The following is a 26,387-nucleotide window of genomic DNA, read 5'->3' as shown; positions in this document are numbered from 1 at the left end:
TCGGCGGTCGAGGTCGTGCCCGGGTCGCAGAACTGGACCTCCAGACGATCACCGGCCGTGGTCGCCTCCCTGCTGACTGCACCGACATTCGAGTTGTACCGCGCAGTCCCGCTGTGCCGTTAATCGAGCCAGGCTCGGCTGCGCGACCATGAGCGAACAGGCAGACATCACGCTTGCGGCATCCGCCGAGCGCGCTCACATACGACTCGAATCCAATTCCGGCTCCGCAGAGACGTTCTCGTCCGGTTCCGGTGCCGACGCGAGCTTGCTCGGCCACCAGATCTTCTGCCCGATGTCGACGGTGAGGGCGGGCACCAGGAGTGACCGCACGAGGAGTGCGTCGAGGAGCACGCCGAACGCCACGATGAAGGCGATCTGCGCGAGGAAGATCAGCGGAATGACGGCGAGTGCCGAGAAGGTCGCCGCCAGAACCACTCCCGCCGACGTGATCACTCCGCCGGTGACGGTCAGGCCGCGCAACGCGCCGCGCCGGGTTCCGATGCGCCGGGCCTCTTCCCGGACCCGGGTCATGAGGAAGATGTTGTAATCGATTCCGAGGGCGACGAGGAACACGAACGCGAACAGCGGGACCACGGGATCGGCACCCGGGAATCCGAAGATGTGCTCGAAGACCAGGGACGAGACGCCCAGCGTCGCAGCGAAGGACAGCACCACCGTTCCCATCAGCAGCAGCGGCGCGAGTAGCGAACGCAGCAGCAGGCACAGGATCGCGAACACCACGAGGATCACGACGGGGATGATCAGCGTGCGGTCACGCGTCGACGTGGTCTTGGTGTCGAGGTCCGTGGCGGTGGTGCCGCCGACCAGGGCGTCGGCGCCGTCGATCGGGTGGACGGCCTCACGCAGGCGGACGATGGTGTCCTCGGCCGCGAGGGAATCGGCCGGATCGGTCAGGGTGGCTTCGATCGCCACCCGGCCGTCCACCACCAGCGGGTCCTGCGTGCCGGGGGCGGACAGCACGGTGATGTCGCCGACTCCCTCGACCCGGGCAGCGTCGGCTACCGCATCGCGGGAGCCCTCGTTCGCGATGATCACCGCCGGCGAACCGGAGCCGGCGTCGAAGTGGTCGCCGAGAATCTGCTGGCCCGCAACGGAATCGACGTCGAGGAGGAACGTCTCCGACTCGGCGACACCACTCGCTTCGAACTGGGGCATCAGGAGCGCGAAGAGCACCAGCACCAGGCTCGACGCCACCCAGAACCGGCGTGGGTGCGCACCGATCCGTGCCGCGAGCGCGGCCCAGAACTTGTGGTCTGCGGCTTCGTCCTTCTCTGCGTGCCGTGCGTCGAACGCGGGCCGGCTCGGCCAGTACACCGTCCGGCCGAGGAGTACGAGCACCGCGGGGAGGTATGTCATGGACGCGACGAACGACGCCGCGATGCCGATGGCCGCCACGGGCCCGAGTCCGCGGTTGGAGTTGAGATCGGACAGCAGCAGGCAGAGCACGCCGGCGATGACGGTGCCCGCGGAGGCGGCGACGGGTTCCAGCGTCGCCCGCCACGCGGTCCGCATGGCGCGGTACTTGTCCTGCTCGATCCGCAGTTCCTCGCGGTAGCGGGACACGAGCAGCAGGGCGTAGTCGGTCGCGGCACCGAAGACCAGGATGAACAGGATTCCCTGACTCTGGCCGTTCAGCGCGATCACACCGGCGTCGGCGAGCAGGTACACGAGGAGGCTCGACAGTCCCAGCGCGAAGACGGCGGAGGTGATCACCGCGAACGGAAGGATCGGACTGCGGTAGACGACGATGAGGATGAGGATCACGACGACACCCGCCACCAGGAGCAGCAGTCCGTCGATTCCCGCGAACGCCGAGGACAGATCCGCTACCTGACCGGCGGGTCCGGTGACGAGGACGGTGAGACCGTCCGGTGCGGCATCGAGCGCGTCCCGGAGTTCCGTGACACTGTCGCCGACCTCGCCGGCGCTGTCGACGGGCACGAACAGCTGCAGTGCCCGGCCGTCGGCGGACGGGATCGGCGGTGACACCTCGTCACCGAATCCCTCCGAACCGGCGAAGGAGTTCGCGGTGCCGGCGAGGAACTCGGTGTCGGCCGCGGTGATCCCCGACGTCCGTTCGGCGACGACGATCGCCGGCACGAACTGCGTGTCGGTGAAACCCTTCTGCAGCGCCGAGACCTCCGTGGCCTCGGCCGACGCGGGCAGGAACGACGTGCTGTCGTTCTGCTGGACCGAGGAGAGTTTGCCGGCGAACGGACCACCGAAACCGCCGACGGCCAGCCAGACGATCACCAGCAGGGCTGGCAGAATCCACCGCAGGCGACGAACCGGGCGCGGGCGGGCAGTTGTGGTCACGTGCTCTCCAATGCTGGACGGTTCGACGTCCGGATGTCCGGATTGCGATGTTCCTATTTTGTTCAGCCTGCTGAGCAAATTGCAAATGGAGGCGAAGAAATGACGAGCGACAGCATGGACGAGTGGCCTACCGGACGGCTGTTGTCCACGGCTGCGCGGCTGGTCGAGCACTCGTGGGAGGACATTCTCCGGTCACAGAACATGACCCACGCCGGCCTCATCTGCCTGCACACGATCGCCGACCGGCCTGCCTCGCAGCGGGACATCGCGAAGGTCTCGCGGGTGACGGACCAGACCATCAGCCGCACCATCGACCGCCTCGAACGCGCCGGGTACGTCACCCGGGAAACCGATCCACTCGACGAGCGGCGCAAGCGGGTCGCGATCACCGAGCCGGGCCGCGCGATCTACCGCCGCCTGCTCACCCTGGAGAAGGAGGATGCGGCCCTCACCGCCGCCGTCGGCGACGTGGGGCCGCTGCGCGAACAACTCCTGCTCCTCGTCCGGTCACTGGGACTTCCGCCCCGGGACTGATCGCCGTCGTCACACGTTCGCAGGAAGGGCGATGACGACCTCCTGCTCGTGCGCCGGCAGATAGTGGACCGTCACCACCCGGCCGACCTGGACGTGCCCGACGCTGCGCGGCGGCAGGAACTTCTCGACACGGGTGGTGAACGTCGTGCCGTCGGGCCGGGTGACCGCCAGCCCGAGTTCGACCTTCGAATTCCCGTTGCGGATCTCGCCGGGCACGCTGAGCGACTGCACCACCGCCGGCGCGGGGATGCCGCGGGCCGCGATGTCGAGCTTGCCCGGGGTGGTGATCCCCTCACGAATCATGGATCGGTTCAACGCATCCTGGGCCGTCGACATGTCGCCCGAGCGATCGATCTCGACCTTGTCGGTGCGGTCCGGAAGATAGCGGACGGGCAGGACGACCCCTGGACGGAGAAGCGCCAACTCGGTCAGCGGCACGATCATCCTGGCGTGCGATTCGAAGATCCTGCCGTCGGCGCCCTCGACGCCGAGGTCGATCCGCACTTCCGGTTGATCGTTGAGCGTCATGCCGGTCTGGCGCACCGACCGCACCGTCCCCATCCCGACCGCGCCGTGCCGGAACGCGGCACTGTTCCGCCCCGTGAACACTGCCAGCACACTGTCGCCGGTGACGGCGAAACAGACCACGACCACGCTGACCGCGACGATCGGCCAGATCATCTGCGGGCCGACCCACGACAGCGCGTCGATTCCGTAGTTCGTCCGCCCCCGATCGCCGAGGCCGTACCACAGGTAGTAGCCGACCGACCCGACGAGAAACACCAGGGCGGCGGTACGCACGATCTTCTTCACGATGAGTCCTCTCCGTGCCTGAACTGGGTGGAAGAACGGGTGGGACGCGCGCGAACTCGACTCCCGCGCGCGTCCCGGGTGAGCCGGCTCAGCCGCCCACGACGGTCGAGCATGCGAACGTGATGTCGAACTTCGACGAACTCGGCGCGGTCGGGTTGCTCATGTCGGGCGCCCCGACGCCTTCGCCGGTGATCGTGTAGGTGTCGCCGTCCTTCACGACCGTCGCGGAGCCACCGGGCATTCCCTGGCCGAAGCCGAGGGCGTACGGGAGGCCGTTCGACCCGCCCTTGCTGCCCGCGATCCCGACGGCCTGCACGGTGTCGGTGCCGGTGACGGTCGCGGAGACCGCCAGGTCGCCGTACGTCGCGTTGGCGGTGTCCGCCAGCGCCAACGCGAGGGTGTCGCCCTGCTTGGCGCAGGTGGCGTCGAAGTCGGCTTCCAGTGCCTTGCCGTCGACCGCGGCCGAGGACGCGCCTGCCTCGGACGCGGCGGCCGGGGACTGTTCGGAGCTTCCACCGCCGGAGTCGCTGTCGCTGGTGTCGCTGCAGCCCGAGACGAGCAGGGCGACAGCGGCCGCCGCCACGATGCCGGCGGTGTAGACGCGCTTCTGAGTCCGAACGATCTTGTTCATGATCCGTCCTTCACGTTTCGTGAGGGGCGCTCGGCGCCCGTCGTCGATTCCTTCGGCTCGCGGACTGGAGCCGATGTGAGAAAGGTAGGAACGTCTCGCGCCCTACCGATCCCAGATTTGTCGACGGGTCGACGGGGCATCCCTGCGGTAACCTGCTCGAATGCGGACTGGATCGAGGAGCTCAACGGCTGCTCGGCGACCGCGCGCGATGGTCCTCGACGAGCTGTGGCGCGAGCTGGACGGCGTCGAACCGCTCAGTGGGCCGGACGGCGGACCACTGAGCCGCACCGTGAAACTGATCCTCGATCCGCTCGTCATCCGCCCGGTGCAGAACCCGCTGTGCGCCGGGCCGATCGTCACGGCCGACGGGGCGCAGCTGCTCGCCACCCGGGTGCACGCCTCCGCCGACGTGCTCCGCGCCACCGCCGCCTGGTTCACGCTGCTCAAGCGGGTTCGCCGAGCGCTGCGCATCACCGACGGCAACCCCCAGGACCTGTACTTCCAACGCTGTTTCGAACTTGCGTCCGGCTCGGGCTCACCCGACCCGTTCCGGGACGAATCCGTCGCCGAGGACACGCTGCGCGACGTGCACGATGTCGCGGCCGGCCGCACCACTCAGGCGTTGAAGGCCCACGTCACCGACCCGGAACGGGCACGGGAACTGAACGCCCTGATCGACGTCGCGTGGGGACGGCGTCCGCTGTCGGGCGCGGCCACCGGCGACCACGCCGCCGCGATCGACGCGGTCCTCGACGCCTGTCCCGGCGCGCGCCTCGAGCAGGACGGTGACGACGGACGGCACGCTCTCGACAGCCTGGTGGCCGGGCATGCGGGAACCCACCACGGCATCGCACTCTGGACGATCGAGGTCACGGCCCACCGGCTCGGCCTGACAGCGCATCCCGTGCCCGTGCCGCCGCGGCTGGGGACGTCGGCGTCCACGTCGACGCTCGGGCTCCCGCTCGACCGATCCGTCTATGAACGCATCTTCACGGTGCTCCGCGCGTCGACCGACCGTACGGAACTGCCACCGATCCACGAACTGGTCACCACCGAGATCGCCCGAAGTTGCTCGCCCTGGGCGCTTCTCGACGAATCCTTGCGGGTCGCGGCGACGACGGGTGCCGCGCTGGCGACCGGTCTCCGTCCGATCGGAACGCCGTCTTCTCCCGCGGCCACGGCCACCACCGCCGTCCGGGTGATCAACGGTCGCTGGCAACGGGAGGCGTACGTCCTGCAGGCACGCCGCCTCGCGGTGAGCGCCGACGCCGCGTCGCTGCCCGCAGCGAATCCACTGACGGCCATCGCCGCCGAACTCCTCGAGCCGTGGCGGCCCTACCTCCGCCGCCTGTGGGTCCGCCTCCACGGCCGCGACGTGCGCGAGTTCGCCGTCCACGAACCCGACGAACTCTGGGACCTCCTCGACGGCGTGGCGCGATCGGTCATCCTCGACCACCGCACGCGGGTCAAGCAGGCGCTCAGCGCAATTCCGCTCACAGACGCGGCGAATGCTCCCGAATCGAGGGCGAGTTGACTACCGGCACCGTGCGGATCGAGCGCGCGCCCGACGGGGTCTGGATCATCACCCCCGACGACGCACCGAGCGTCCTCGACGACACCGCAGGCATCGACGTGGCAGTGCTGGAAGTCGTCGGCGGGCACCTGTCATGGAGTGTGCTCGCGGACCATACGGTCCCGGTCGCGGTGCTCGACGACGTTGCCTCGGCGCAGGACTGGGTGTGGGCCGTGTTCGGCGAGGAGGTGGCGCTCGCCGTGGCGGCCGGATCCGGACGTGACGTCACGGTTTCCCCGGCGCGCCCTCGGGTGGCCGACGGTGCACGGCGACTCGCGTACGCGCACTGGGCGGCGAGGTGGTGGCCCACCTCGACGATCGACGCCGTCCCACCACTCGACGAGGGGCTGTTGAACGGCGAGATCGCCACGCTCGTCGAGGAATGCGATCTGCTCGTCGACGGGGACGACTCCGTCGCGGCGACCGGCCCGGCGCTCGCCGACCGTCCCGGCCGGGCAGAGGACTACGCCCTCGCGGCCGGCGCCGCGGCGACGCTGCCGAGCACGCTCGTCCTGGCGCGGGGTACCACCGGATCCGACTGGCGCCGGTACCCACCCGGACTCGTCGACGCGTCCGAGCGTGCGGTGTCGTGGGTGATGGTGCGCGCCGCCGGGAACACGACCATGCGGGTGAGCGTCGTTGCGGCACCGGGCCTCTCCGAACCCGTGCCGGAGCATGTGCGTCCCCACGCGCAGGTCGGCACGGCATCGGGCGCTGTCGATGTCGCGCTGCAACTGTCCGGGGATGCCTGGTTCGGCGAGTCGGCCGCACCGCAGGGCTCGGAATCGGGGGTGTCCGTGGACGTGTATCTGCCCGGGTTCGGTATGGACGGGCGGCCGGACGGTGGAGGTTCGGAGGTCCGGGAGCGGGTTCGGGCCCTGGTCCGCCGGCGGCTACGCCGGGCTGCGGAGACGGCGCCGGACGACGGGCCGGACTCACCTCTGCTCGCGGAGATAGCGGCGGCCGCCTCGGATTCGGACTTCTGACGTGGGAGATCAGACGCTCGGCCCGGACGCGGCGCGCGACCTCCTCGCGGCCGGCGCGGCAGCGTACTCCCGTGGAGAGGTCGCCGAGGCACTCCGGACGTTCGAGCGGGTCGCCCGCTCGACCACCGGCGATCTGCGGACGAGCGCGATCATCAACGCGGCCAGCATGTCCGACGAGCTGGGCGATCACACGAGGGCAGTCGACCTCTACCGGGAAGCCCTCGCGGTGATGCCGGCCGACGCGGCCCGGATGCGTCCCGCGGCGCTGGTCAACCTGTCGCAGGCCTTGCAGCACCTCGGCGACCTCGACGGTGCGCAGGACGCGCTCGAGCAGGCGCGGGGACTGCTCGCGGCAGCCGACGATCAGGGCGACCTGCGGGTCGCGTGCCTGCTGTCACTGACCGCGGTCGCGATGCACCGGCAGCAGTGGGCGCACGCGGCCGACATTGCCACCGAGTCCCTCGACGCGGCGCTGCGTTTCGCCCCCGCGCTGGCGGGCCACCCCCTCATGAACCTGGCCGCCATCCACTTCGAGACCGGGCGCTTCGACCTTTCCGACGACTTCGCCGGCCAGGCGCTCGACGCGTTCGAGACGGCGGGCGACGTCAACGCGGTCGCCGAATCACAGCAGAACCTGGGCATCATGCACGTCCGCTCGGGGCGGCCCGACGACGCCGAACCGCTGCTGCTGTCGAGCCAGACGTATTTCGAGCGCGCCGGGATCAGCCACCGGGCGGGAATCGGGTCGAAGGTGCTGGCCTTCCTCGCCGAGGGCCGCGGCGACACCGAACGCGCGTCGACACTCTATCGCTGCAGTCTCGACTACTTCCGGAGTTCCGGAGCGGTACTCGACGTCGCGGACGTCGAGACCCGCCTCGCCACCGTCGCCTTCGGTGAAGTGCGGCCCGACGAGGGAGAGACACTGCTCGCCGCCGCGTTCGACACGTACCGCGGGCTGGGGCTCGGGCTGCACTGCGCGCAGGTCGACTTCTGGCATGCAGCCCTCCTCGAATCCGCGCTCGCGGTGTCCGGCACCCCCGACGGCGCGGTGCGGGCACGAGCCACCGCGCTCGCGGTGCCCGCGGCGATCGCCATCGACGCCGTGCGGTGCACACTCCCGAACGGGCGTCAGCGCGAGCAGTGGAACCGCGAGATCGCCGATCCGGCGATGCAATTGGCGTTCCGTCTCGCCTACGCGTCTGGTGATGCGCACCTGGTGGCCGAACTCGTCGAAGCGCAGTGCGCGGGGACGACGGTGGACGTCGGCCGGGCCGGGCACCGCACCCCGGCGCGGCTCCCTCTGCAGTTGCCGGACCTTCCCCCGGCAGGCGCGACCGGCACCGAGGGTTCGTTTTTGCTCGGCGCCGCACTGGCCGGGGTCGCGGCCGGTGCCGGTCTGCCGGTGCCCCTTCCTCCGCGACTCGTCACGCCGGATGGACGGAATGTGCTGGGCACCGCAATCGCGGTCGCCGAGGAACGCTATGGGCGCGACGTCCGGGACAGCCGGGTGGTGCCCGCACGGTGACCTCGCCCGGGTGTCACGGTCGTCACACCGCACGTCCGGCGACTACCTCGGGCGGTGTGGGTGGAGTGCGGTACTGACCTGCAGCGCTGCCGATTCGGCGACCATTGATAGCCCCACCCAATCTATGGAATAGGTCTCATAGATTGGACCTATTCCAATGTGCTGGATAGCCTCGTCGTGTCGGCTTCCCCGTATCCACCGAATAGAGGTTTCAATGGCCCTGATCAACACGCAGATCAAGCCCTTCGCCGCCAACGCTTTCAAGGACGGCGCGTTCATCACCGTGTCCGCGGACGACATCAAGGACAAGTGGGCGGTCTTCTACTTCTACCCGGCCGACTTCACCTTCGTCTGCCCGACGGAACTCGGCGACCTCGCCGACCACCACGAGGAACTGCAGCGCCTCGGCGTCGAGGTCTTCTCGGTGTCCACCGACACGCACTTCACGCACAAGGCATGGCACGGATCGTCCGACACCATCGGCAAGATCAAGTACGCCATGATCGGTGACCCGACCCAGGAGATCAGCAAGAACTTCGAGGTCCTCCGCGAGAACGAAGGATTGGCCGACCGCGGCACCTTCCTCGTCGACCCCGACGGTGTCATCCAGTTCACCGAGGTCACCGCAGAAGGCATCGGGCGCAATGCCGCCGAGCTGGTTCGCAAGGTCAAGGCAGCTCAGTACGTCCGGTCGCACCCGGGCGAGGTCTGCCCGGCCAAGTGGGAAGAGGGCGAAGAGACCCTCGCCCCGTCGCTCGATCTCGTCGGCAAGATCTGACGCAGCCCAGTCGTACCGCAGGCACGGGCTCAGGTTTCCTGAGCCCGTGCGGGCGGTTCCCGGTGCTCAGCTCCCGTGGGGGCAATCGGTGTCGCACCAACACCTTCCGGACCACCTGAACCAGAATTTCCGGTTTCCGATCCCTTGTCCTCCCGATCGATGGAGTAGATCCTCATGCTCGAAGCCTCGCTTGCCGGCCAACTGAAGTCCCTGCTCGAAAAGCTGACCCTGCCGATCGAGCTCGTGTCCTCACTCGACGACGGACCCAAGTCTGTCGAACTCGCCGAACTGCTCACCCAGATCGCGGCGATGTCGGAAAAGATCACCTACGAACGCCGCGACGACGACACGAGACGTCCGTCGTTCGCGGTCCGCCGCAGCGGCACCGACATCGAGGTCCGCTTCGCCGGCATCCCCCTCGGTCACGAGTTCACCTCGCTCGCACTCGCTTTGCTCCAGGTCGGCGGCCACCCGTCGAAGGAGGCTCCCGAACTGCTCGAGCAGGTCCGTGACCTCGACGGCGACTTCCACTTCGAGACCTACTTCTCGCTGTCCTGCCAGAACTGCCCCGACGTGGTGCAGGCCCTGAATCTGATGTGCGTGCTCAATCCGCGCATCAGCCACGTCGCGATCGACGGCGCCCTGTTCCAGGACGAGGTCGACGGCCGCCAGATCATGGCTGTCCCGACGGTCTTCCTCAACGGCGAACTCTTCGGCTCCGGCCGGATGAGCCTGGAGGAAATCGCCGGCAAGCTCGACGTCGGTGCCGCCGACCGCGCCGCCGCGGCGATCGCGCAGAAGGATCCGTTCGACGTGCTCGTCGTCGGAGGCGGACCGTCCGGTGCCGCGGCCGCGGTATACGCCGCGCGCAAGGGAATTCGCACCGGCATCGCCGCTGAGCGCTTCGGCGGTCAGGTGCTAGACACCATGGCGATCGAGAACTTCATCTCCGTCCCCTACACCGAGGGGCCCCAGTTCGGGTCGGCGCTCGAGAATCACGTCCGTCAGTACGGCGTCGACATCATGAACACGCAGCGTGCCGCGAAGCTCGTGCCGGCCGCCACCGAGAACGGTCTCGTCGAGATCGAACTGGAAAGCGGCGCTTCTCTTCTCGCTCGCACCGTGATCCTGTCGACGGGTGCGCGGTGGCGTTCGATGAACGTGCCCGGCGAGGATACGTACCGGAACAAGGGTGTGACCTACTGCCCGCACTGCGACGGACCGCTGTTCAAGGGCAAGCGCGTCGCCGTGATCGGTGGCGGTAACTCCGGCGTCGAGGCCGCCATCGACCTCGCGGGCATCGTCGAGCACGTCACACTCGTCGAGTTCGACTCGGTGCTCCGCGCCGACGACGTGCTGCAGCGCAAGCTGCGCAGCCTCCCCAACGCCGACATCCTCCTGAGCACGCTCACGACGGAGGTCCTCGGGGACGGTAACAAGGTCACCGGTCTGACCTACCAGGACCGCACGACCGACGCCTCGCACACGCTCGACATCGAGGGTGTCTTCGTCCAGATCGGCCTCCTGCCCAACACCGAGTGGCTGGCCGGGTCGGTCGAGTTGTCCGACCGCGGCGAGATCGCGATCGACGACCGCGGCCAGACGTCGGTGCCCGGCGTGTTCGCTGCCGGCGACTGCACGACCGTGCCGTACAAGCAGATCGTGATCGCCGCCGGTGCCGGAGCAACGGCAGCGCTGAGCGCGTTCGATCGGCTCATCCGAACGGGCGTACCCGCCGAGGATTCCACCGCCGCAACGGTCGGATAGCTCGGCCGAGGTCGACGAGCCGTGCCTGCATGTCAGGCACGGCTTTCGGCTTTCGGCTCGACCCGGGTGCCCGGTACGCACACCAGCGCCCGGGTGGTAAGGGATGCTGTGACAGTGCCGACTCACCTGTCTCACCCGCCGACCGCGATCGTCCGGATGGCCGACGCCGGCGATCTGTACACGTCGTGGCGGTGGACCCACGATTCTCACCCCGGCGGTGTCGGCGTCGCACCCGCCGTGCAGGTGGACGAAGCCCTCGCCGCACTGGCCCGGGCCCTGCCCGACCTCACGGATCCGCAGGGGCTGCACCACGCGCTGACGGCGGGCGGTTTCTCCGCTTACGAGCCGGAGCACGATCTGGCTCAGCTCCTTTCACGCACATTCCTTCCGTTCGGCCTGGCGCAGCAATTGCACGAGCTGTTCACCCGCGGTGTGCGCCCCCACCTCCGGATCCAGCCGTCGCCCCGCGTCGCGCAGGTGCCGTGGGAACTGATCGCACCCGACGCCGGGCTGCGTCTCGTGGACATCGCAGACGTCAGCCTGCTGGCTCCGCTCAGCATCGTCCACTCGCCCGGCCGACCGGTCCGAGCCTGGACGCACACCCGACAACTCCCCGTCGTCGCGGTGCTCGACCCCAGGGTTCCGGGCTTCCGCGCGGATTCGGCGCTCGGCTCGGTCCTGGGACGGATGGCCGCGGACAGTCCACTGTCGCAGCGGGTCGCGACCTACGCCGGGGAGGGCCGGCTGCTCCCCGCCGTCGACGGACCGACGGAGTGTTTCCGCCGCGAAGACGTGGACCGGGAGTGGCTCGGCGCAGCGTTGCGTGACGGTGCGGGCCGCCTGGTGTACGTCGGACATGTCACCGCGGCGGCACCCGGATCCGGTCAGAGCGAGCACGCCGAACTACACCTCGCCTGCGCCGCGGACTCCGTCGGGTTCGCGGAGCCGACCCGTGCCCACCGGCCGTTGTCCGCGAAGGACCTGCTGCTGGGAACGCACACGCTCACGGCCGAGCCGATCCGCGGCACGGACCTGTGGCCGATCCCGAGCAGGGTTGCACTCATCGCCTGCGAGAGCGGTGGCGACCTGCGGTTCAGCGAGGCACTCGGATTGGTCTCCGCGATGATCGCCGGCGGGGCCGAACTCGTCACGGCCAGCCGCTGGGCCCTGCCCACCGACCTCGCGTTCCAGCGCATCGCCGGCGCCACATCACACTCGTGTCCTCTGCAGGACGCAATCTGCTCGATCGACGCGGCGCACGAACTGCCCGACGCGGTCGGCGCGCTCTGCGACTGGCAACGCGACCGGGTGGCCGCCTGGCAGGACGAGCGGACGATCGAGCACTCGCCGGTGCTGTGGGCGGCGTTCGCGACGGTCTCGACGCACTGATCCGCCTCGGCCGTCCGTTCCCCACAACGTGTCGGCCAGTCGTTGTACCGTCGTTGCTGTCGGTTCCGGCACGAAGAAGGAGCATGTCCCATGACCTCTCGGCTCAACCCCTACATCAGCTTCGACGGCAACGCGCGGCAGGCAATGGAGTTCTACAAGGACGTCTTCGGAGGCACCCTTGCATTGAACACGTTCGGTGAATACGGTGCGCCGGAGGGCGAGGGCGCCGACAAGATCATGCACGCCATGCTCGAGTCGGACAGCGGCTACACGATCATGGGTGCAGACACCCCGCCCGGAATGGAACACAACCCGGGAACCAACATCGCGGTGAGTCTGAGCGGAGACGACGGCGACGAACTCCGCGGCTACTGGGCCAAGCTCGCCGACGGCGGATCCGTGTCCGTGCCCCTGGAGAAGCAGATGTGGGGAGACGAATTCGGTGCCTGTACAGACAAGTTCGGCATTTCATGGATGGTCAACATCGCCGGCACACCCGGCTGATCGCAGCGCCGGGTAGTCCTGCAGATCGATGTCGGTAGCGAAGGAGTCGGTCAGCTTCATCATCAGGCCGAACAGGGTCTTGGACTTGAATGTCCAGTTGCGCAGCCTGATTCGAGTAGCCGACTTCGGCGCGAGAAACGGTCCGGCGCTGCCCTTGCGGGCGATCTTCGCGTACCCGTGCATCTGCTCGTTGTAGCGTCCGAACGCCACGCGGTGGTCGCCGTCGGCGGCGGCAAGCTCACCCGCCAGGACGTAGGCACCGACGAGGGCGAGTCCGGTCCCGAAGCCGCCCAGCGTGTTTCCGTACGCGGCGTCGCCGACCAGGGCCACCCGGCCGGCGGTGTACGTATCGGTCTCGACCCTCGCGATCGAGTCGAGGTAGAAGTCGGGCGCGTCGTCCAGGTGCGCGAGCAGCCGGGGCACGCGCCACCCCGAATCGGCATACGCGGTGGCCAGCATTCGTTTCTGCTGGGTGAGGTCGCCGCGGTCGTACTCGATCCGGCCGGAGGCGAAGACGAACAATTCCGGAGCCTTCGGTCCGCCGACGACGGCCATCCGTCCCGGCTCGTTGTACATCAGCCCCGTCCCGCGTTCCCGGTCCGGCGAGGTGTCGCTCGCCGAGCCGGTGGTCCCGACGACGGCGTAGTAGTACCCGAGGAATCGGACGAATTCGTCCTCCGGCCCGAACCGGTGACGTCGGACGGCCGAGTGGATGCCGTCGGCGCCGAACACCAGGTCGAACCGGCGTGCGTCCGACTTCTCGAACGTGACCTCGACACCTGACTCCGTGTCAACCAGTGCGGTGACGGAATCGCCGAAGAGGTACTCGCACGAATCCGCGGTGTACCGGTAGAGGATCTCGGTGAGGTCGCCCCGCAGGATCTCGATGTCGCCGCCGACGAATTCGCCCGGGATGGTCGCCAGGTGCTTGTCGCGTTCGTCGACGATCAGGAGGTCGGTCTTTCCGGTCTGACTGCGGAGCACGTCGTCGAGAATTCCCATCCTCTCCAACACTTTTCGGTGAACCTCCCCCTTGAAGTCGACGGCCTGGCCGCCGAGCTGGAGGTCCGGTGCCCGCTCGACGACGGTGACGGCGTATCCGCACCGACTGAGCCAGAACGCCAGGGCGGGCCCGGCGATGCTCGCACCAGAGATCAGGACGGTTCTGTTCGGCATGGGAGGCTCCAACGGATTAATTGTGTCTGACGGACACAATTCAGTGTATGGTAGACACTATTCCGGATCAAGAGTCGGCCGGAGGAGCGCAGATGGTCACCCAGCCCCGTACCGCCGAGCTGCTGTGGGGATCGTCGGAGAGACCGAAGCGGGGTCCGAAACCCGCGCTGAGCCTCGAACAGATCGTCGCCACCGCGATCTCGATGGCGGACGCCGAGGGCCTCGCCACGCTGTCGATGCAGCGCCTCGCCGAAGACCTCGGGTTCACCAAGATGTCCCTCTACCGCTACACCCCCGGCAAGGCCGAGTTGACCGCCCTCATGCTCGATGCCGCTCTCGGACCCGCGCCCGACCCGTCCGGGATCGACGGCGGCTGGCGCGGTGCGCTCCACGAGTGGGCACTCCGGATGTGGGCGGGCCTCCGGCGGCATCCGTGGGTGGTGGACGTCGCCGTCGGTCCGCGCGTGCTGGGCCCGAACGAACTGGACTGGCTCGAAACCGGCCTCGCAGCGCTGCGCGACACGGGACTCACCGGCGCGGAACGGCTGGACGCGGTGGTCCTGATCACCGGACACGTGCGCAGCCTCGTTCAGCAGGCAACGGCACCCGGCGCAGAAACCGACACACCCGAGAAGTCCCTGAACGCGATCATGACGGAAATCCTCGCCGACCACGCCGACCGCTACCCCGAGGTGACAGCCGCGTTCGCGTCGGCCGGATCCACCTCCGGGCACGACGACGCGCTCGAGTTCGGCCTGGCCCGGATCTTCGACGGTCTCGCCGCCCTCGTCGCGGCCCGTGCCGAATAGCAGCGCGCGGGGCCCTCAGCTCGCCTGCGGTTTCAGGTCGCCGTAGTGGGTGTGCGCCTTGCCGGCGAGAAGCCACAGAGGCGCCGACGCGTCGTCGTCGGTCAGGTAACCCTTGTCGCGACCGTCGGCCAGGTACTGGGAGCGCACCCATTCCTCCATCGCCTCGTTCGACTGGTCGGGCAGACCGTAGATCTGCGCGACGGCGCGGTGAAGTTGTTCATCGTCGACGGTCATGCCCTGCGGCTGCTTTCGCAGGTTCAGCGCCTTGTCCGTCTCCCCCGCTCGGTGCAGGTGGACGATGTGGAAGGCCATCTCGCACACGAAAGGCTGGTTTCGGTTCACGATGCTCCTCTCCGTTCGTCACCCTCGATCGTCCCGCCCGAGTCCGTCCGGCGCCAGTGCGAACTATCGGCCGGTCCGCGCTCCCCGTCCGCCCCGCCGGTGTCCGGGGCCGAATAACGCGTTTCCACGGCGGATCTCGGTTGTGCTCGTGTGACGCCGACGGCGAATCAACGCGCGCAGTGTGGCCGAGTTCTGGTAGCCCACAGCGGACGCGATCGTGTCGACGCTCTGCTGCGTCGTGCGTAGGAGGAATATCGCCTGGTCGAGTCGGATCTCCTGAACGAACTCCACCGGCGACATGCCCAGCACTGAGGCGGTGGTGCGTTGCAGCGTTCGTTCACTCACCCCGATCGCGTGCGCGACCGAGTTGATCGGCAACGGTTCCGCGAGGTGATCGCGAATCCACCGTTCGAAGGCGGTCATCGTCGGATCGGCGGTGGCGAGCAGGGACGGCACCGCGAAGATCGCCTGCGAGGGCCGGTCGCCGATCAGAAGGTACCGCGCGACGAGATCTGCCAGCGCCGGGCTGTGCTGCTGGACGATCGCCAGCGCGAGATCGATGTGCGCGAACGCCGCCCCGGCCGTCGTCACCCGGTCGTCGTGGATGAGGGTGCGCCGCTCGTCGAGGTCGACGCGGGCATAGCGGGCTCGGAACGCCGGCCCGAGCCACCAACTCGTCGTCGCGGTCAATCCGTCGAGCACCCCTGCCTCGGCGAGGAAGAACGTGCCACTGCACGCCGCGGCGAGGGCGGCGCCGGAACCGCGACCCGCCGCGACCCAGTCGAGGGCGGGATGCCCACGCACCACGTCGACGATCCGATCCGGCGTCTTCACCCCCACGGCGGGCATGACGAGGACATCGGGCGGCACGGTGATCTCCGTCAGCGGGGTGGTGGCCAGCACGAGTCCGTGACCGGTGCGGACCGTCGGTCCGACCGCGACGGGGATGACGGTGAATGCCTGGTCGCCCGCCTCCGCGTCGTCACGCAGGGCATCGGCCGTCGCCAGGACGTCGAGCATGACGCTCAGACCCGAATCGAACATGCCGTCCACGGCGAGCACCGCGACACTCATGACGGAAACGGTAACAAAGGTGGCGCTTCCGCCGCCCCGCGTGCCGCTCGACGCCCATAGCGTCGGAGTTGAACGAAGTCGTACATCGACCGAGGAGGAGACATCATGACGATCGACAGAGGAATACTGGCACTGCTCGAGGCCAAGCCGGGCAAGGGCGAAGAACTGGCCGCGTTCCTCGAGCAGGGGCGCGCCCTGGCGGCGGAAGAACAGGGCACCGTCACCTGGTACGCGTTCAAGGTCAGCGACACGACGTACGGCATCTTCGACACATTCGAGAACGAGGAAGGCCGGCAGGCGCACCTGACCGGAGCCATCCCCCAGGCACTCGGCAAGGTCGGGCCCGAACTGCTCGCCACGGATCCCGACATTCGTCCCGTCGACGTCATCGCCGTCAAGTAGGGACGCCCCCGTCGCACGGTTTACCTCCATCCCCCGTCGGGCACCCGAACACGGACATCGACCGACGAGAGGTGTGGTTCCCAGTGCGAGCAGTCACGTGGCAAGGCAAACGAAAGGTCAGCGTCGACACCGTCGCCGACCCGAAGATCGAACACCCGACCGACGCCATCATCAAGGTCACGACAACGAACATCTGCGGCTCCGATCTGCACCTGTACGAAACTCTCGGCCCGTTCATGGGAGAAGGTGACATCCTCGGCCACGAACCGATGGGGATCGTCGAAGAAGTCGGCGCGGAGGCGGGCGACCTGAAGGTCGGCGACCGAGTGGTGATCCCGTTCCAGATCTCGTGCGGCAACTGCTTCATGTGCAACATGCAGCTGTACACGCAGTGTGAAACGACGCAGGTTCGCGAGCAGGGCATGGGAGCGGCATTGTTCGGCTTCTCCAAGCTCTACGGCGAGGTGCCGGGAGGACAAGCCGAGTACCTGCGTGTTCCTCAAGCCCAGTTCACCCACATCAAAGTCCCCGAGGGCCCGCCGGATTCCCGTTTCGTCTACCTGTCCGATGTGCTGCCGACGGCGTGGCAGTCGGTCGAATACGCCGCGATCCCCGAGGGCGGGTCGGTCACGGTGCTCGGCCTCGGACCGATCGGAGACATGGCGGCGCGCATCGCCCACCACAAGGGCGCCCGGGTCATCGCGGTCGACAACGTCCCCGAACGCCTGGCTCGCGCCAAGGCCCGGGGCATCGAAACCCTGGACCTGGACGAGCACGGCGGCGATCTCGCCGACGTCATCCGCGACGCGACCGACGGTCGCGGCACCGACTCGGTGATCGACGCGGTCGGCATGGAGGCGCACGGTTCACCGATCGGCAAACTCGCCCAGCAGATCGTCGGGTACCTGCCCGATGCGGTCGCGGCGCCGCTCATGCAGAAGGCCGGTGTCGACCGTCTCGGTGCGCTGTACTCGGCGATCGACATCGTCCGCCGCGGAGGCACCCTCTCCATCATCGGCGTCTACGGCGGCATGGCCGACCCGATTCCCATGCTCACCTTGTTCGACAAGCAGATTCAGGTGCGCATGGGCCAGGCCAACATCAAGAAGTGGGTCGACGACATCATGCCGCTCCTCGGCGACGACGACCCGCTCGGCGTCGACACCTTCGCCACTCACGAACTCCCCCTCGAACAGGCACCCCACGCCTACGAGATCTTCCAGAAGAAGCAGGACGGGGCGGTGAAGATCCAGCTCAAACCCTGAACGACGAAGACGCAGGCGGCGATGGCCGGGATCCCGTGACGGGTGGCCCGGCCACCGCCGCCGTTTTGCGCAAACCGGATAGACCTCTCCGTGATAATCCCGCTGACCAGCACGGATGCCGGAGAAATCCGCATCACGCCGGCGCAGAGCGGATTGCTCCTTTTAGCGATGCCCCTCACACTCATAAGCGAGGAAACCTGATATTCAGCGACCAGCTGTCGCAGGTCTTGCGTACGACCCAGCCCCAGTGAGGTGTCAAGGAGAGTCTTCGAACCGTCCGGTCGGGTAGTACCCGGACCGGCGCGTCCGGGGGCATACTTGGCCGACTCAGGGGTGTCCGCAGACGATACGGAGAAACTGATGCTCGACCGGCTGTACGCCGCTGTCCTCGCCGTCGCCGGGCTCGGCTACGGGGGATACATCCTCCTCGACGAGCTGACCGGAGGCTCGGACACCCCCGGAGAGGAAGACCATCACCTCCGCCGAGAACCCTCCGAGCAGGTGTCCACGGCATAACCGCACCTTCGTCACGGAACGCCGATGGACCGCTGCGGCAGGCAGTGGCCGGCTCACTGGTCGACGGTGAGGCCCTTCGCTTCGAGCACCTGGGCGAGATTGCTGACCTGGATCGGGGTTTCACCCTTCTTGTACCGCTCGATGTAGGCTGCCTCGGCGGCGTCGCGCTCACGGGAGGCGTCGATGGCGAACTGGACCTCGTCGCGCCGGACCACCACCACTCCGTCGCAGTCACCCTTGATCACGTCGCCGGGATAGATGATCTGGCCGCCGAACACCAACGGCTGGTTGACGGGACCGAGGGATTCCTTCACCGTTCCCTCGATGCACACGTGCTTGGAGAAGACGGGAAACCCGAGTTCGCGGATCTCCCGACTGTCCCGCACTCCGCCGTCCGTGACCAGTGCGGTGATGCCTCGGGCCACGCACGCGTTGGCCAGCACGTCGCCGAACTGGCCTGCAGGCTGGTCGCCGGAGGACACGATGAGCACGTCGCCGGGTTGCGCGTAGCTGATGGCGACCTGGAGCATGATGTTGTCGCGCGGATGGCAGACGACCGTGAAGGCCGTTCCGCAGAACGACATGTCGCGGTCGATGGGCTTGATCCCCGAATCCAGTGCACCCTTGCGCCCCTGGGCTTCGTGGATGGTGGCGGCAGAGAAGGCGCCCAGTCGGTCGATCGCGGCCTTGTCGGCGCGGTCGATCTTGGTAGTGACGTGAACCATGATGTCTCCGTTGGTCGGGTAAGAGCGGGTGGGATCAGCTGAGCGACGCGACGGCCTTCTCGACCGCGGCGGCCGCGTTCCGCAGAACGTCCTCGGACGTGGCGAACGAGACGCGGAAATACGCCTGGGCGCCGTACGCGGAGCCCTGAATGGTGGCCACCGACGCGTGGTCGAGGAGGAAGAGCACCACGTCCTGATCGTTCTCGAGCAGCGTGCCGTCGGGAGTCCGCTTGCCCACGAGGCCCGCGCATCCGACGAACAGATAGAACGCGCCCTGCGGCAGAACAGGTTCCAAACCCTCGATACGGGAGAACATTTCGAAGATGACGTCCCGCCGCGCGCGATAGCTCGCGACGGACGTGGTGACGAAACTCTGATCGCCGGTGAGCGCCTCAGCCGCGGCGGCCTGACTGATCGACGACGGGCAGGAGGAACTCTGCGACTGCAACTTGTTGATCGCTGCGATCAGGCCCTTGTTCCCGACGCCGTACCCCAGACGCCAGCCGGTCATCGCGTAGGCCTTCGACACCCCGTTGGTCACCAGGATCCGATCGCGGAGGTGCGGCGCGGCCGACAACAGGTTCGGAAGGGGTGAGTCGGTGAAGACGATCTCGTCGTAGATCTCGTCACAGAGGACGTTCACGTGCGGATTCCGGTCAAGGACAGCTGCCAGGTCCGCCAGTTCCTGCTCGCTGTACACCGAACCCGTCGGATTCGACGGGGCGTTGAGGATCACCCATTTCGTCGCGGGAGTGATGGCGGCGGCGAGCTTCTCCGCGGTGAGCAGGAACCGGTCGGACTCCGGGCAGTCGACGACGACGGGCGTTCCGCCGTGGACGGTCACCATGTCGGGGTACGACACCCAGTACGGCGCGGGCACGATCACCTCGGTGCCCTCCTCCACCGTCGCCATCAGCGCCAGGAAGATGACCTGCTTGGCACCTCCGCCGACGGTAATCTCGTTGTCCGCGAACTCGACCCCGGTCCGGGCGAGCATCCGCTTCGCGATCGCGACCCGCAGTGCGGGGATACCGTTGACGGGGGTGTACTTGGTGAGACCGGATTCCATCCCCGCGACGGCTGCCGCCTTGATGTGGTCCGGTGTGTCGAAATCGGGTTCTCCGACCGTCAGGTCGAGGATCTCCCGCCCCGACGCCCGGAGCTCGCGAACCCGTTGCGCAGCTGCCACACTCGGTGACTCACGCATCTGGTCGACTCGCGCTGCAGGGACGAAGGTGGACATTGTTCCTCCTGGTAGAGGGCGTGGGAACGAAAGAAGCCGGGAACTCGGGCGGTACCTTCACACCCAGGTTATCGGGAGCACATCACGCCTGTACAAGACCGATTACTTGTCGGGTGATAGCCGTTCGACATGGCTGGAATCAGAACGCCAGCAACACCTTCGCGGACGTGGACGCGTCCTTCGCGACGGCGAAGGCCTCGAGGCCGTCCTCGATGCCGAACTCGTGACTGATCACCGGTTCGACGTTCAGGCTGCCGTCCGCCAGAGCGGCGAGCACCGAATCGATCTCGTCGTTGAATCGGAAGGAACCGACGAGTTCGAGTTCCCGCGTGATGACGAGCGAGAGCGGCGCGGGCTGAAGACCGGTGGGGAGCAGTCCGAGCATGACGACTCGGCCGCCGCGCGTCGCGCCGCGAATGGCCGATTCGAGCCCGAAGCGGTTACCGGAGCATTCGACGACGACATCGGCGTCGACGGCCGCGATGCTCTCGGAGTCGGTGGCGTCGAGGGTCCGGTCCGCGCCGAGCGCCCGTGCAACAGTGAGGGGATACTCGTGCACGTCGACTGCGGTGATCTCGCGCGCACCGGCTCGGCGCAGGACCGCCACCACGAGGGCGCCGATGGGTCCGCATCCCACGACGAGTGCGCTCTTCCCCGACACGTCGCCGGCGCGGGCCACGGCATGCCACGCGACGGCGGTGGGTTCTGCGACGGCAGCGGTGCGCAGTGGAAGGTCCGGCGGCAGCGGCCGCAGCATGCGCGAGGGCAGAACTGCGTACTTCGCGAATGCCCCTTCGGTGTGGGGGAATTGCGCCGCACTGCCGAGGTACGTGCATCCCGGTGAGAGGTTCGGGCGGTCCGCGGGGAACCTGGCGCCGCGACCGCCGGGGGTGGCGGGGTGCACGGCGACTCGTTCACCCGCTGCGGGGCCGCCGCCGTCCGCCGCGGCCTGCACCACCGTTCCCACCACTTCGTGGCCCAGCAGCATCGGTGCCTTCAGAATCGACTCACCCGCCGCCCCGTGCGTCCAGTAGTGCAGGTCGGATCCGCAGATCCCGCCGTAGGCGATCTCGACGACGGTCTCGGACGGCTCGGGCCGGCGCAGCGGCACCGATTCGATGCGCAGGTCTCCCGCGGCGTGCGCCACCACCCCGAGGGTTTCGGCCGGAAGCGGGGCGCCGAACTCGCGCTGTGCAGTGTTCACCGCGGGTCTCGATCGTTGCGCCGGATGAAGTCGAGTCCACCCGGTACCTGGAACGTGGGCATGATTTCGATCAGGCCGAGATTGACGTGGCCCGGGGCGTCGATCGCGAACTCGATGGTGTCGGCGATGTCCTTGGTCGTGATGGATTCGAAGCCTTCGTAGTACGTCTCCCACGCCTCCTTCATCGCCTCCGGCGACCCGCCCAGGTTGCGTCCGAAGATCTCGGTTTCGACTCTGCCCGGGCAGATCTCCGTCACGCGGATGCGCTTGCCGATGGTGTCGTTTCGCAGCTGTCGCGAGATCTGGTGCACCGCAGCCTTCGTGGCGTGGTAGGCGGTGTGGCCGTAGAAGTTGTACAGGCCGGCGATGGAGCTGATGTTGACGATGTGGCCGAGGTCCCGCTCGACCATTCCCGGCATCAGCAGCCGGCACAGGTGCAGCACCGCACGGAGATTGACGTCCACCATGGCGTCGACCGAATCCGCGGAGGCGTCCAGGATGTTGCCGGTGGCCGACACTCCCGCGTTGTTGATCAGCACGTCGATCTCGAGCCCCTCGACGGCGGCGCTCAGTGCGTCGATGTCCGTGATGTCGACGGCGAGCGGGATCATTCCCGTCTTGTCCGCGACCTCGTCGAGCCGTTCCTTGTTGCGGGCCACACCGTAGACGGTCAGTCCGCGCTTGGTCAGGATCTCGGTGACCGCGGCACCCATTCCGGTGTTGGCGCCGGTGACCAGTGCCGTCCGGTAGTCGTTGAATGGCATAACGCTCCCTTGCCTTGCTGGTGGTGAAAGTTGGTACAGCCCGGTGGTCTTCGAGTGGTCAGGAGACCACCGGGCCGAGTCTGGATCCGTCAGAGCGTGTCGCGGAGAGGCACGTGCGCCCGGTCGGTGATGGTGCTGACGGCGATGAGGGTGCCCACCGCGGTGACGACGGCATAGACCGCGGGAACGTAGATTCCGAACTGAGGAATCAGCCAGGTCATGAGCAGGGGCGCCGTGCCGCCGAAGACCGCGGAGGAGATGTTGTAGCCCAGCCCGTACGCCGAGTACCGCACCCGGGTGGGGAAGAGCTCGACGATGAGGATGTGGATGACGGCGGTGTGACCGGCGAAGATCACCGCCATGATGCATGCGCCGACCACTGCGAGCACGAAGTTGCCGGTCGCGATCAGGGCGTAACAGGGGATGGCGCCGATGGCCATGGCGATCGCCGCGCCGGCGATGACCTTCTTGCGGCCGACGCGGTCGGAGAGAGCACCCATGAACGGAATGGCGATGCAGATCGCCACGAGGCTCGCCGCGGTCACGAGCAGGGCGGTGCCGGTCGAGAAACCGATGTTGTCGCCCTTGAGGAACGTCGGCATGTAGGAGAACAGCACGTAGTAGCCGGAGCCGTTCATCAGCGGGATGAACAGCGCGAGCAGCATCGCCTTGCGGTGCTCGGGGGTCGCGAACGCTTCCTTCAGCGGGTTGCGGGACAGTCCGCCCTCGGCCTTGAGCTTCTCGAAGTTCGGGGTGTCGCTGATGGCCCGGCGGATGTACCAGCCGATGATGCCCATCGGGATCGCGACGAGGAACGGCACACGCCAGGCCCAGCTGGCCGGTCCGCCACCGTTGATCGCGGCCTCGTTGAGCCACGGTGACATCGCGAACGCCACGAGCGTGCCGGTGAGCAGGGCCAGGAAGGACGCGATCTGGGCGTAGCTGGTGATGAGTCCGCGCTTGCCCTCCGGCGAGTGCTCGGCGAGGAAGGTCATGGCTCCCGCCGCCTCACCGCCCACGGAGAATCCCTGCAGGATGCGCAGGAGGATCAACAACGCGGGTGCGGCGACGCCGATCGCGGCGTAGGTCGGGAGAAGGCCGATTCCCGCGGTGGCGACGCTGATCAGCATGATGACGAAGACGAGCATCTTCTGCCTGCCGATCCGGTCGCCCAGGATGCCGCAGACGACCGCGCCGAGAGGTCGCACGAAGAACGAGATCGCGTAACCGGCGAAGACGAGCATCAGCGCGTCACTCGACTTGGAGACGTCGAAGAAGACGATGGCCAGGGCGGTCGCCATGAAGGCGAAGATGCCGTTGTCGTAGAGCTCGACGAAGATGCCCACGCAGCCTGCGAGAACGACTTTGCGTAGCTGGCGGGGTTGCACCTCGTGTTCGGACGTGTGCCCGGCCGTGTCGGGTGAGATCGCGTTGGTCATGCTGACTCCATCTGGGGTACCGAGCTGTGCTGGGCGGATGTCGTTTCTGTGTGAAGGGGGATCCGAAGACTGGCGAACGCGTTCGCCACACGTGAGCGGAGGAGATCGATCGAGCGTCGTTGTGACCGGTACGCGTCCACGGCGTCGGGGACGGTCACCTTCCTGAACCGGACCTCCTGGCCGGGCCGTGCCTGGCCGAGCTGGGACAGAGCGGTGGCGGTCACGACCGCGAGCACCGGGTATCCGGCGGTCACCCCTCGTCCACGATGCAGAACGAGGATCTCGTCGCCGGCGGGAACCTCGACCGCACCGATCGGCACTCCACGGGAGAGCACCTCCGTCGACCGGTCTCGCCGGGGAACGGGGCTGCCCGGATCGGTCGGCGTGAGGCGGAGACCGATGTGGTTCGAGTTGCCGCCGATGACGAAGCGGGTGTCGAACAATCGGGCGGAGGTCGAGCCGAATTCGTGTACGTCGGGCCCATCCGTCACGTCGATGGTCCAGCATCCGGTGAAGGCCGCGGGCCGGGCGCCGAGCCGGAACAGGGGCATCCGGAAGTGCGGGTGGTCGATCGGCGGTCCGTCGACGTCGATGGCGACGGACTCGCCGACCGTCAGTTGCCGGCCGAAACCGAGAACCGAGTCGGGGGCGCAACTACCGAGCAGGTAGGGCGCGTCGATCGTTCCGTGCACGGCGAGGTAGACCCTGAGCCCGTCGCGGATTCCGCGGACGGTGAGTTCTTCACCTGCGGTCCACACGAACGGCTCCCACTGTGGGCGGGTGACACCCCCGACCTGCACCTCCGCCGGCGCTCCGGTCACGGCGACCAGCAGGTCGATGCTCGCGACGGCGCCGAAGTCCATGGCAACCAACTCGAGCAGGGGTGCCGTACGCGGGCTTCCGACCAGTGCGTTCGCCACGTCGGCGCTGTACTGGTCCGAGGCGCCGCCGGTCATCTGGCCGAATCGGGATGCTCGGAGCCGGCCGAGGTCCTGGATCGAGGTCAGGCCGGGTGTCGTGACGGTGATCGATTCAGCCATGACGGACCCCCTCGTACGTCGACCACTCGGCGGCGGTGATCGGAACGAAGAGGAACGTGTCGCCGGGCCGGAAGTCGGACAGTGGGTCCGTCGCCGGATCGACGATGGTCAGCGGTGTTCGACCGATCACCGGCCAGCCTCCCGGCGCGGGACGCGCGGACACGACGGCCTGCCTGCCCGCGACAGCGACCGCGCCGGCCGGCACGTGCGGCCGCGGAATCGTGCGGCGTGGGACGGGCCGCGGGAAGGCGGGGCCGTCCAGCATCGGGGCGCCACCTGGGGAACCGAAGCAGCGCATGGTCAGTGGGCCTGCGCCGTGCAGTCGGATCACCTCGGCGGGTGAGAGTTCGAGGTGTGCTGCAACATCGTCGAGGTCGGGGCCGAATTCTCCCCCGTAGACGACGGGGATCTCGAACTGCCGCGGGCCGCGCGCCGCGGCATCCGCGGGGAGCTCGATCAGCCGTTCGACGTGTGCACGGATGGCGTCGTGGGTGGTTGCACCACAATCGAATTCGACCAACAATGCGTCGTACGTGGGGATGATGCCGGTGACCGCGACCTCGTCGCCGCGTGCGTCGAGCGCGGCGGCAACCGTGTGGACCACATGCCAGCGCTCCTCGGCATCCGCGGACAGCGACGTCAGACGTACCGCGGAGTCTCCACAATCCGAGAGGACGAACTCCCGGTGCGGCCGGATGCACGTCACGCCGGACACGACGCGGACTCCTTCTCTTCCTTGCCTGCGAGGACCTCGGTCACCGGGGCGATGACAACGCCCGCATGCAGGAGCGCCTCCCGGATCGCTCGCGCGTTGCGTACGGCGTCGGCGCCGTCACTGTGCAGCAGCACCGTGTCGGCCTCGATCGGGATGCGGGTGCCGTCGACGGCCTCGACGACACCCTCCGTCACCATCTGCACGGTGCGCGCCACCAGAGTGTCCTGGTCGTGAATCACGGAACCGGGTTCGGATCGCGGCACCAGGGTGCCGTCCGAGCGGTACGCGCGGTCGACGATGGCGACGATCGCGACGCGAACCCCCCGCTCACGGGCGTGGTCGGCGAGTTCACCGTCCTGGGCGAGCACGATCAGCCTCGGGTCGAACGCTTCCACCGCGTCGACGACGGCACGTGCGTAGTCCGCGCGCGTCGCGACGAGGTTTCCCAACCGACCGTGCGGTGCGATGTGCGAGAGCGTCGTGCCGTGTGATGTCGCGAAGGCATGCAGCGCGCCGAGTTGGTACAGAACGTCCGTGCGTACCTCGTCTGCGGTGAGGTCCATCGCGCGCCGGCCGAAGCCTGCCAGGTCGGGAAAGCTGGGGTGCGCGCCGATGCCGATTCCGCGGGCGACGCATCCTCGGACCGTCGCATCCATGGTCCTGGGGTCACCGGCATGGAATCCGCACGCGACGTTGGCGGACGTCAGCACGTCGAGCAGAGCGTCGTCGTCGCCCATCGTCCATGCGCCGAAGCTCTCGCCGAGGTCGGCGACGAGATCGATCTTGACAGTCACGGTGCCTCCCATGGGGACCTGCAGTGGAACCGCTGGTGCAGT

The 26,387-nt window shown here is 67.9% G+C and carries 26 protein-coding genes; 12 read left to right on the top strand and 14 right to left on the bottom strand.

Translation table 11 applies throughout. The features are described from left to right. Window positions 1-195: 195 nt before the first annotated feature. On the bottom strand, window positions 196-2,337 hold the full coding sequence (locus tag QM806_RS13390) for an MMPL family transporter (RefSeq protein WP_122975659.1): 2,142 nt from the start codon (window positions 2,335-2,337) through the stop codon (window positions 196-198). A 99-nt stretch (window positions 2,338-2,436) separates the two neighbouring features. On the opposite strand from QM806_RS13390, the gene QM806_RS13385 reads away from it, so the two are divergent. Next, window positions 2,437-2,871: a MarR family winged helix-turn-helix transcriptional regulator gene (locus QM806_RS13385; RefSeq protein ID WP_054248779.1), complete on the top strand. Its 435-nt coding sequence runs from the start codon at window positions 2,437-2,439 to the stop codon at window positions 2,869-2,871. A gap of 9 nt (window positions 2,872-2,880) precedes the next feature. On the opposite strand, the gene QM806_RS13380 is transcribed toward QM806_RS13385, so the two are convergent. Further along, the gene (locus tag QM806_RS13380; RefSeq protein ID WP_054248780.1) at window positions 2,881-3,684 is read right to left on the bottom strand and encodes a hypothetical protein; all 804 of its coding nucleotides are present in this window, start codon (window positions 3,682-3,684) and stop codon (window positions 2,881-2,883) included. Between the two features lie 88 nt (window positions 3,685-3,772). Beyond that, complete coding sequence (locus QM806_RS13375) at window positions 3,773-4,315, bottom strand: lipoprotein LpqH (RefSeq protein WP_005261518.1); 543 nt, start codon at window positions 4,313-4,315, stop codon at window positions 3,773-3,775. A 208-nt stretch (window positions 4,316-4,523) separates the two neighbouring features. Here QM806_RS13375 and QM806_RS13370 point away from each other — a divergent pair, with 208 nt between their 5' ends. From QM806_RS13370 to QM806_RS13340, 7 genes are all read left to right on the top strand, one after another. Next, window positions 4,524-5,849: a hypothetical protein gene (locus QM806_RS13370; protein WP_054248781.1), complete on the top strand. Its 1,326-nt coding sequence runs from the start codon at window positions 4,524-4,526 to the stop codon at window positions 5,847-5,849. Beyond that, window positions 5,846-6,874: a hypothetical protein gene (locus tag QM806_RS13365; protein ID WP_210460259.1), complete on the top strand. Its 1,029-nt coding sequence runs from the start codon at window positions 5,846-5,848 to the stop codon at window positions 6,872-6,874. The genes QM806_RS13370 and QM806_RS13365 overlap by 4 nt, the downstream gene beginning before the upstream one ends. Before the next feature lies 1 nt (window position 6,875). After that, a complete protein-coding gene (locus tag QM806_RS13360) occupies window positions 6,876-8,399 on the top strand; it encodes a tetratricopeptide repeat protein (protein WP_054248226.1) in 1,524 nt (507 codons plus the stop codon). A 214-nt stretch (window positions 8,400-8,613) separates the two neighbouring features. After that, complete coding sequence (gene ahpC, locus QM806_RS13355) at window positions 8,614-9,177, top strand: alkyl hydroperoxide reductase subunit C (protein ID WP_005250059.1); 564 nt, start codon at window positions 8,614-8,616, stop codon at window positions 9,175-9,177. Between the two features lie 174 nt (window positions 9,178-9,351). Beyond that, entirely contained in the window at window positions 9,352-10,944 is a 1,593-nt protein-coding gene (ahpF, locus tag QM806_RS13350) for an alkyl hydroperoxide reductase subunit F (protein WP_005261514.1), read from the top strand. 114 nt (window positions 10,945-11,058) lie between these two features. Further along, complete coding sequence (locus tag QM806_RS13345) at window positions 11,059-12,333, top strand: CHAT domain-containing protein (protein WP_005261512.1); 1,275 nt, start codon at window positions 11,059-11,061, stop codon at window positions 12,331-12,333. 90 nt (window positions 12,334-12,423) lie between these two features. Then, a complete protein-coding gene (locus tag QM806_RS13340; RefSeq protein ID WP_005261503.1) occupies window positions 12,424-12,837 on the top strand; it encodes a VOC family protein in 414 nt (137 codons plus the stop codon). Here QM806_RS13340 and QM806_RS13335 read toward each other — a convergent pair. Then, window positions 12,802-14,013, bottom strand: a complete 1,212-nt coding sequence (locus QM806_RS13335; protein ID WP_054248227.1) for an FAD-dependent monooxygenase — start codon at window positions 14,011-14,013, stop codon at window positions 12,802-12,804. The genes QM806_RS13340 and QM806_RS13335 overlap by 36 nt on opposite strands. 92 nt (window positions 14,014-14,105) lie before the next feature. On the opposite strand from QM806_RS13335, the gene QM806_RS13330 reads away from it, so the two are divergent. Next, a complete protein-coding gene (locus QM806_RS13330) occupies window positions 14,106-14,822 on the top strand; it encodes a TetR/AcrR family transcriptional regulator (RefSeq protein ID WP_005261493.1) in 717 nt (238 codons plus the stop codon). 15 nt (window positions 14,823-14,837) lie between these two features. On the opposite strand, the gene QM806_RS13325 is transcribed toward QM806_RS13330, so the two are convergent. Both QM806_RS13325 and QM806_RS13320 read right to left on the bottom strand, forming a co-directional pair. Further along, window positions 14,838-15,164: a hypothetical protein gene (locus QM806_RS13325; RefSeq protein WP_005261491.1), complete on the bottom strand. Its 327-nt coding sequence runs from the start codon at window positions 15,162-15,164 to the stop codon at window positions 14,838-14,840. Window positions 15,165-15,227: 63 nt separating this feature from the next. Further along, window positions 15,228-16,238 (bottom strand): GlxA family transcriptional regulator, encoded by a 1,011-nt coding sequence (locus QM806_RS13320; RefSeq protein WP_005567616.1) that lies wholly within the window; start codon window positions 16,236-16,238, stop codon window positions 15,228-15,230. Window positions 16,239-16,343: 105 nt separating this feature from the next. Here QM806_RS13320 and QM806_RS13315 point away from each other — a divergent pair, with 105 nt between their 5' ends. The 3 genes from QM806_RS13315 to QM806_RS13305 all read left to right on the top strand — a co-directional run bounded on the left by QM806_RS13315 (window position 16,344) and on the right by QM806_RS13305 (window position 18,421). Further along, window positions 16,344-16,640 (top strand): putative quinol monooxygenase, encoded by a 297-nt coding sequence (locus tag QM806_RS13315; protein WP_005261488.1) that lies wholly within the window; start codon window positions 16,344-16,346, stop codon window positions 16,638-16,640. Between the two features lie 83 nt (window positions 16,641-16,723). Then, window positions 16,724-17,905, top strand: coding sequence for a zinc-dependent alcohol dehydrogenase (locus tag QM806_RS13310; protein WP_054248228.1), 1,182 nt, complete (start codon window positions 16,724-16,726; stop codon window positions 17,903-17,905). 333 nt (window positions 17,906-18,238) lie between these two features. Continuing rightward, window positions 18,239-18,421: a hypothetical protein gene (locus QM806_RS13305; RefSeq protein ID WP_005567618.1), complete on the top strand. Its 183-nt coding sequence runs from the start codon at window positions 18,239-18,241 to the stop codon at window positions 18,419-18,421. Between the two features lie 53 nt (window positions 18,422-18,474). Here QM806_RS13305 and QM806_RS13300 read toward each other — a convergent pair whose 3' ends face one another. From QM806_RS13300 to QM806_RS13265, 8 genes are all read right to left on the bottom strand, one after another. Next, window positions 18,475-19,146, bottom strand: a complete 672-nt coding sequence (locus QM806_RS13300) for a 4-carboxy-4-hydroxy-2-oxoadipate aldolase/oxaloacetate decarboxylase (RefSeq protein ID WP_054248229.1) — start codon at window positions 19,144-19,146, stop codon at window positions 18,475-18,477. A gap of 34 nt (window positions 19,147-19,180) precedes the next feature. After that, complete coding sequence (locus QM806_RS13295; protein ID WP_283291686.1) at window positions 19,181-20,389, bottom strand: aspartate transaminase; 1,209 nt, start codon at window positions 20,387-20,389, stop codon at window positions 19,181-19,183. A 139-nt stretch (window positions 20,390-20,528) separates the two neighbouring features. Beyond that, window positions 20,529-21,593 (bottom strand): L-idonate 5-dehydrogenase, encoded by a 1,065-nt coding sequence (locus tag QM806_RS13290; RefSeq protein ID WP_005567624.1) that lies wholly within the window; start codon window positions 21,591-21,593, stop codon window positions 20,529-20,531. Beyond that, window positions 21,590-22,357 (bottom strand): SDR family oxidoreductase, encoded by a 768-nt coding sequence (locus tag QM806_RS13285; protein WP_005567627.1) that lies wholly within the window; start codon window positions 22,355-22,357, stop codon window positions 21,590-21,592. Before QM806_RS13285 ends, QM806_RS13290 begins: the two co-directional genes overlap by 4 nt. Before the next feature lie 89 nt (window positions 22,358-22,446). Next, window positions 22,447-23,796, bottom strand: a complete 1,350-nt coding sequence (locus tag QM806_RS13280; RefSeq protein WP_054248231.1) for an MFS transporter — start codon at window positions 23,794-23,796, stop codon at window positions 22,447-22,449. Then, window positions 23,793-24,836 (bottom strand): 5-oxoprolinase subunit C family protein, encoded by a 1,044-nt coding sequence (locus QM806_RS13275; RefSeq protein WP_269590994.1) that lies wholly within the window; start codon window positions 24,834-24,836, stop codon window positions 23,793-23,795. The genes QM806_RS13280 and QM806_RS13275 overlap by 4 nt, the downstream gene beginning before the upstream one ends. Next, window positions 24,829-25,551, bottom strand: a complete 723-nt coding sequence (locus QM806_RS13270; protein ID WP_210460261.1) for a 5-oxoprolinase subunit B family protein — start codon at window positions 25,549-25,551, stop codon at window positions 24,829-24,831. The genes QM806_RS13275 and QM806_RS13270 overlap by 8 nt, the downstream gene beginning before the upstream one ends. Continuing rightward, complete coding sequence (locus tag QM806_RS13265; protein ID WP_054248900.1) at window positions 25,539-26,357, bottom strand: LamB/YcsF family protein; 819 nt, start codon at window positions 26,355-26,357, stop codon at window positions 25,539-25,541. Before QM806_RS13265 ends, QM806_RS13270 begins: the two co-directional genes overlap by 13 nt. Window positions 26,358-26,387: the final 30 nt, after the last annotated feature.

This window comes from Rhodococcus sp. IEGM 1351 (genome assembly GCF_030056875.1).
Lineage (GTDB): Bacteria > Actinomycetota > Actinomycetes > Mycobacteriales > Mycobacteriaceae > Rhodococcus_F > Rhodococcus_F opacus.
This window is presented reverse-complemented; position numbering and strand designations above follow the sequence as displayed.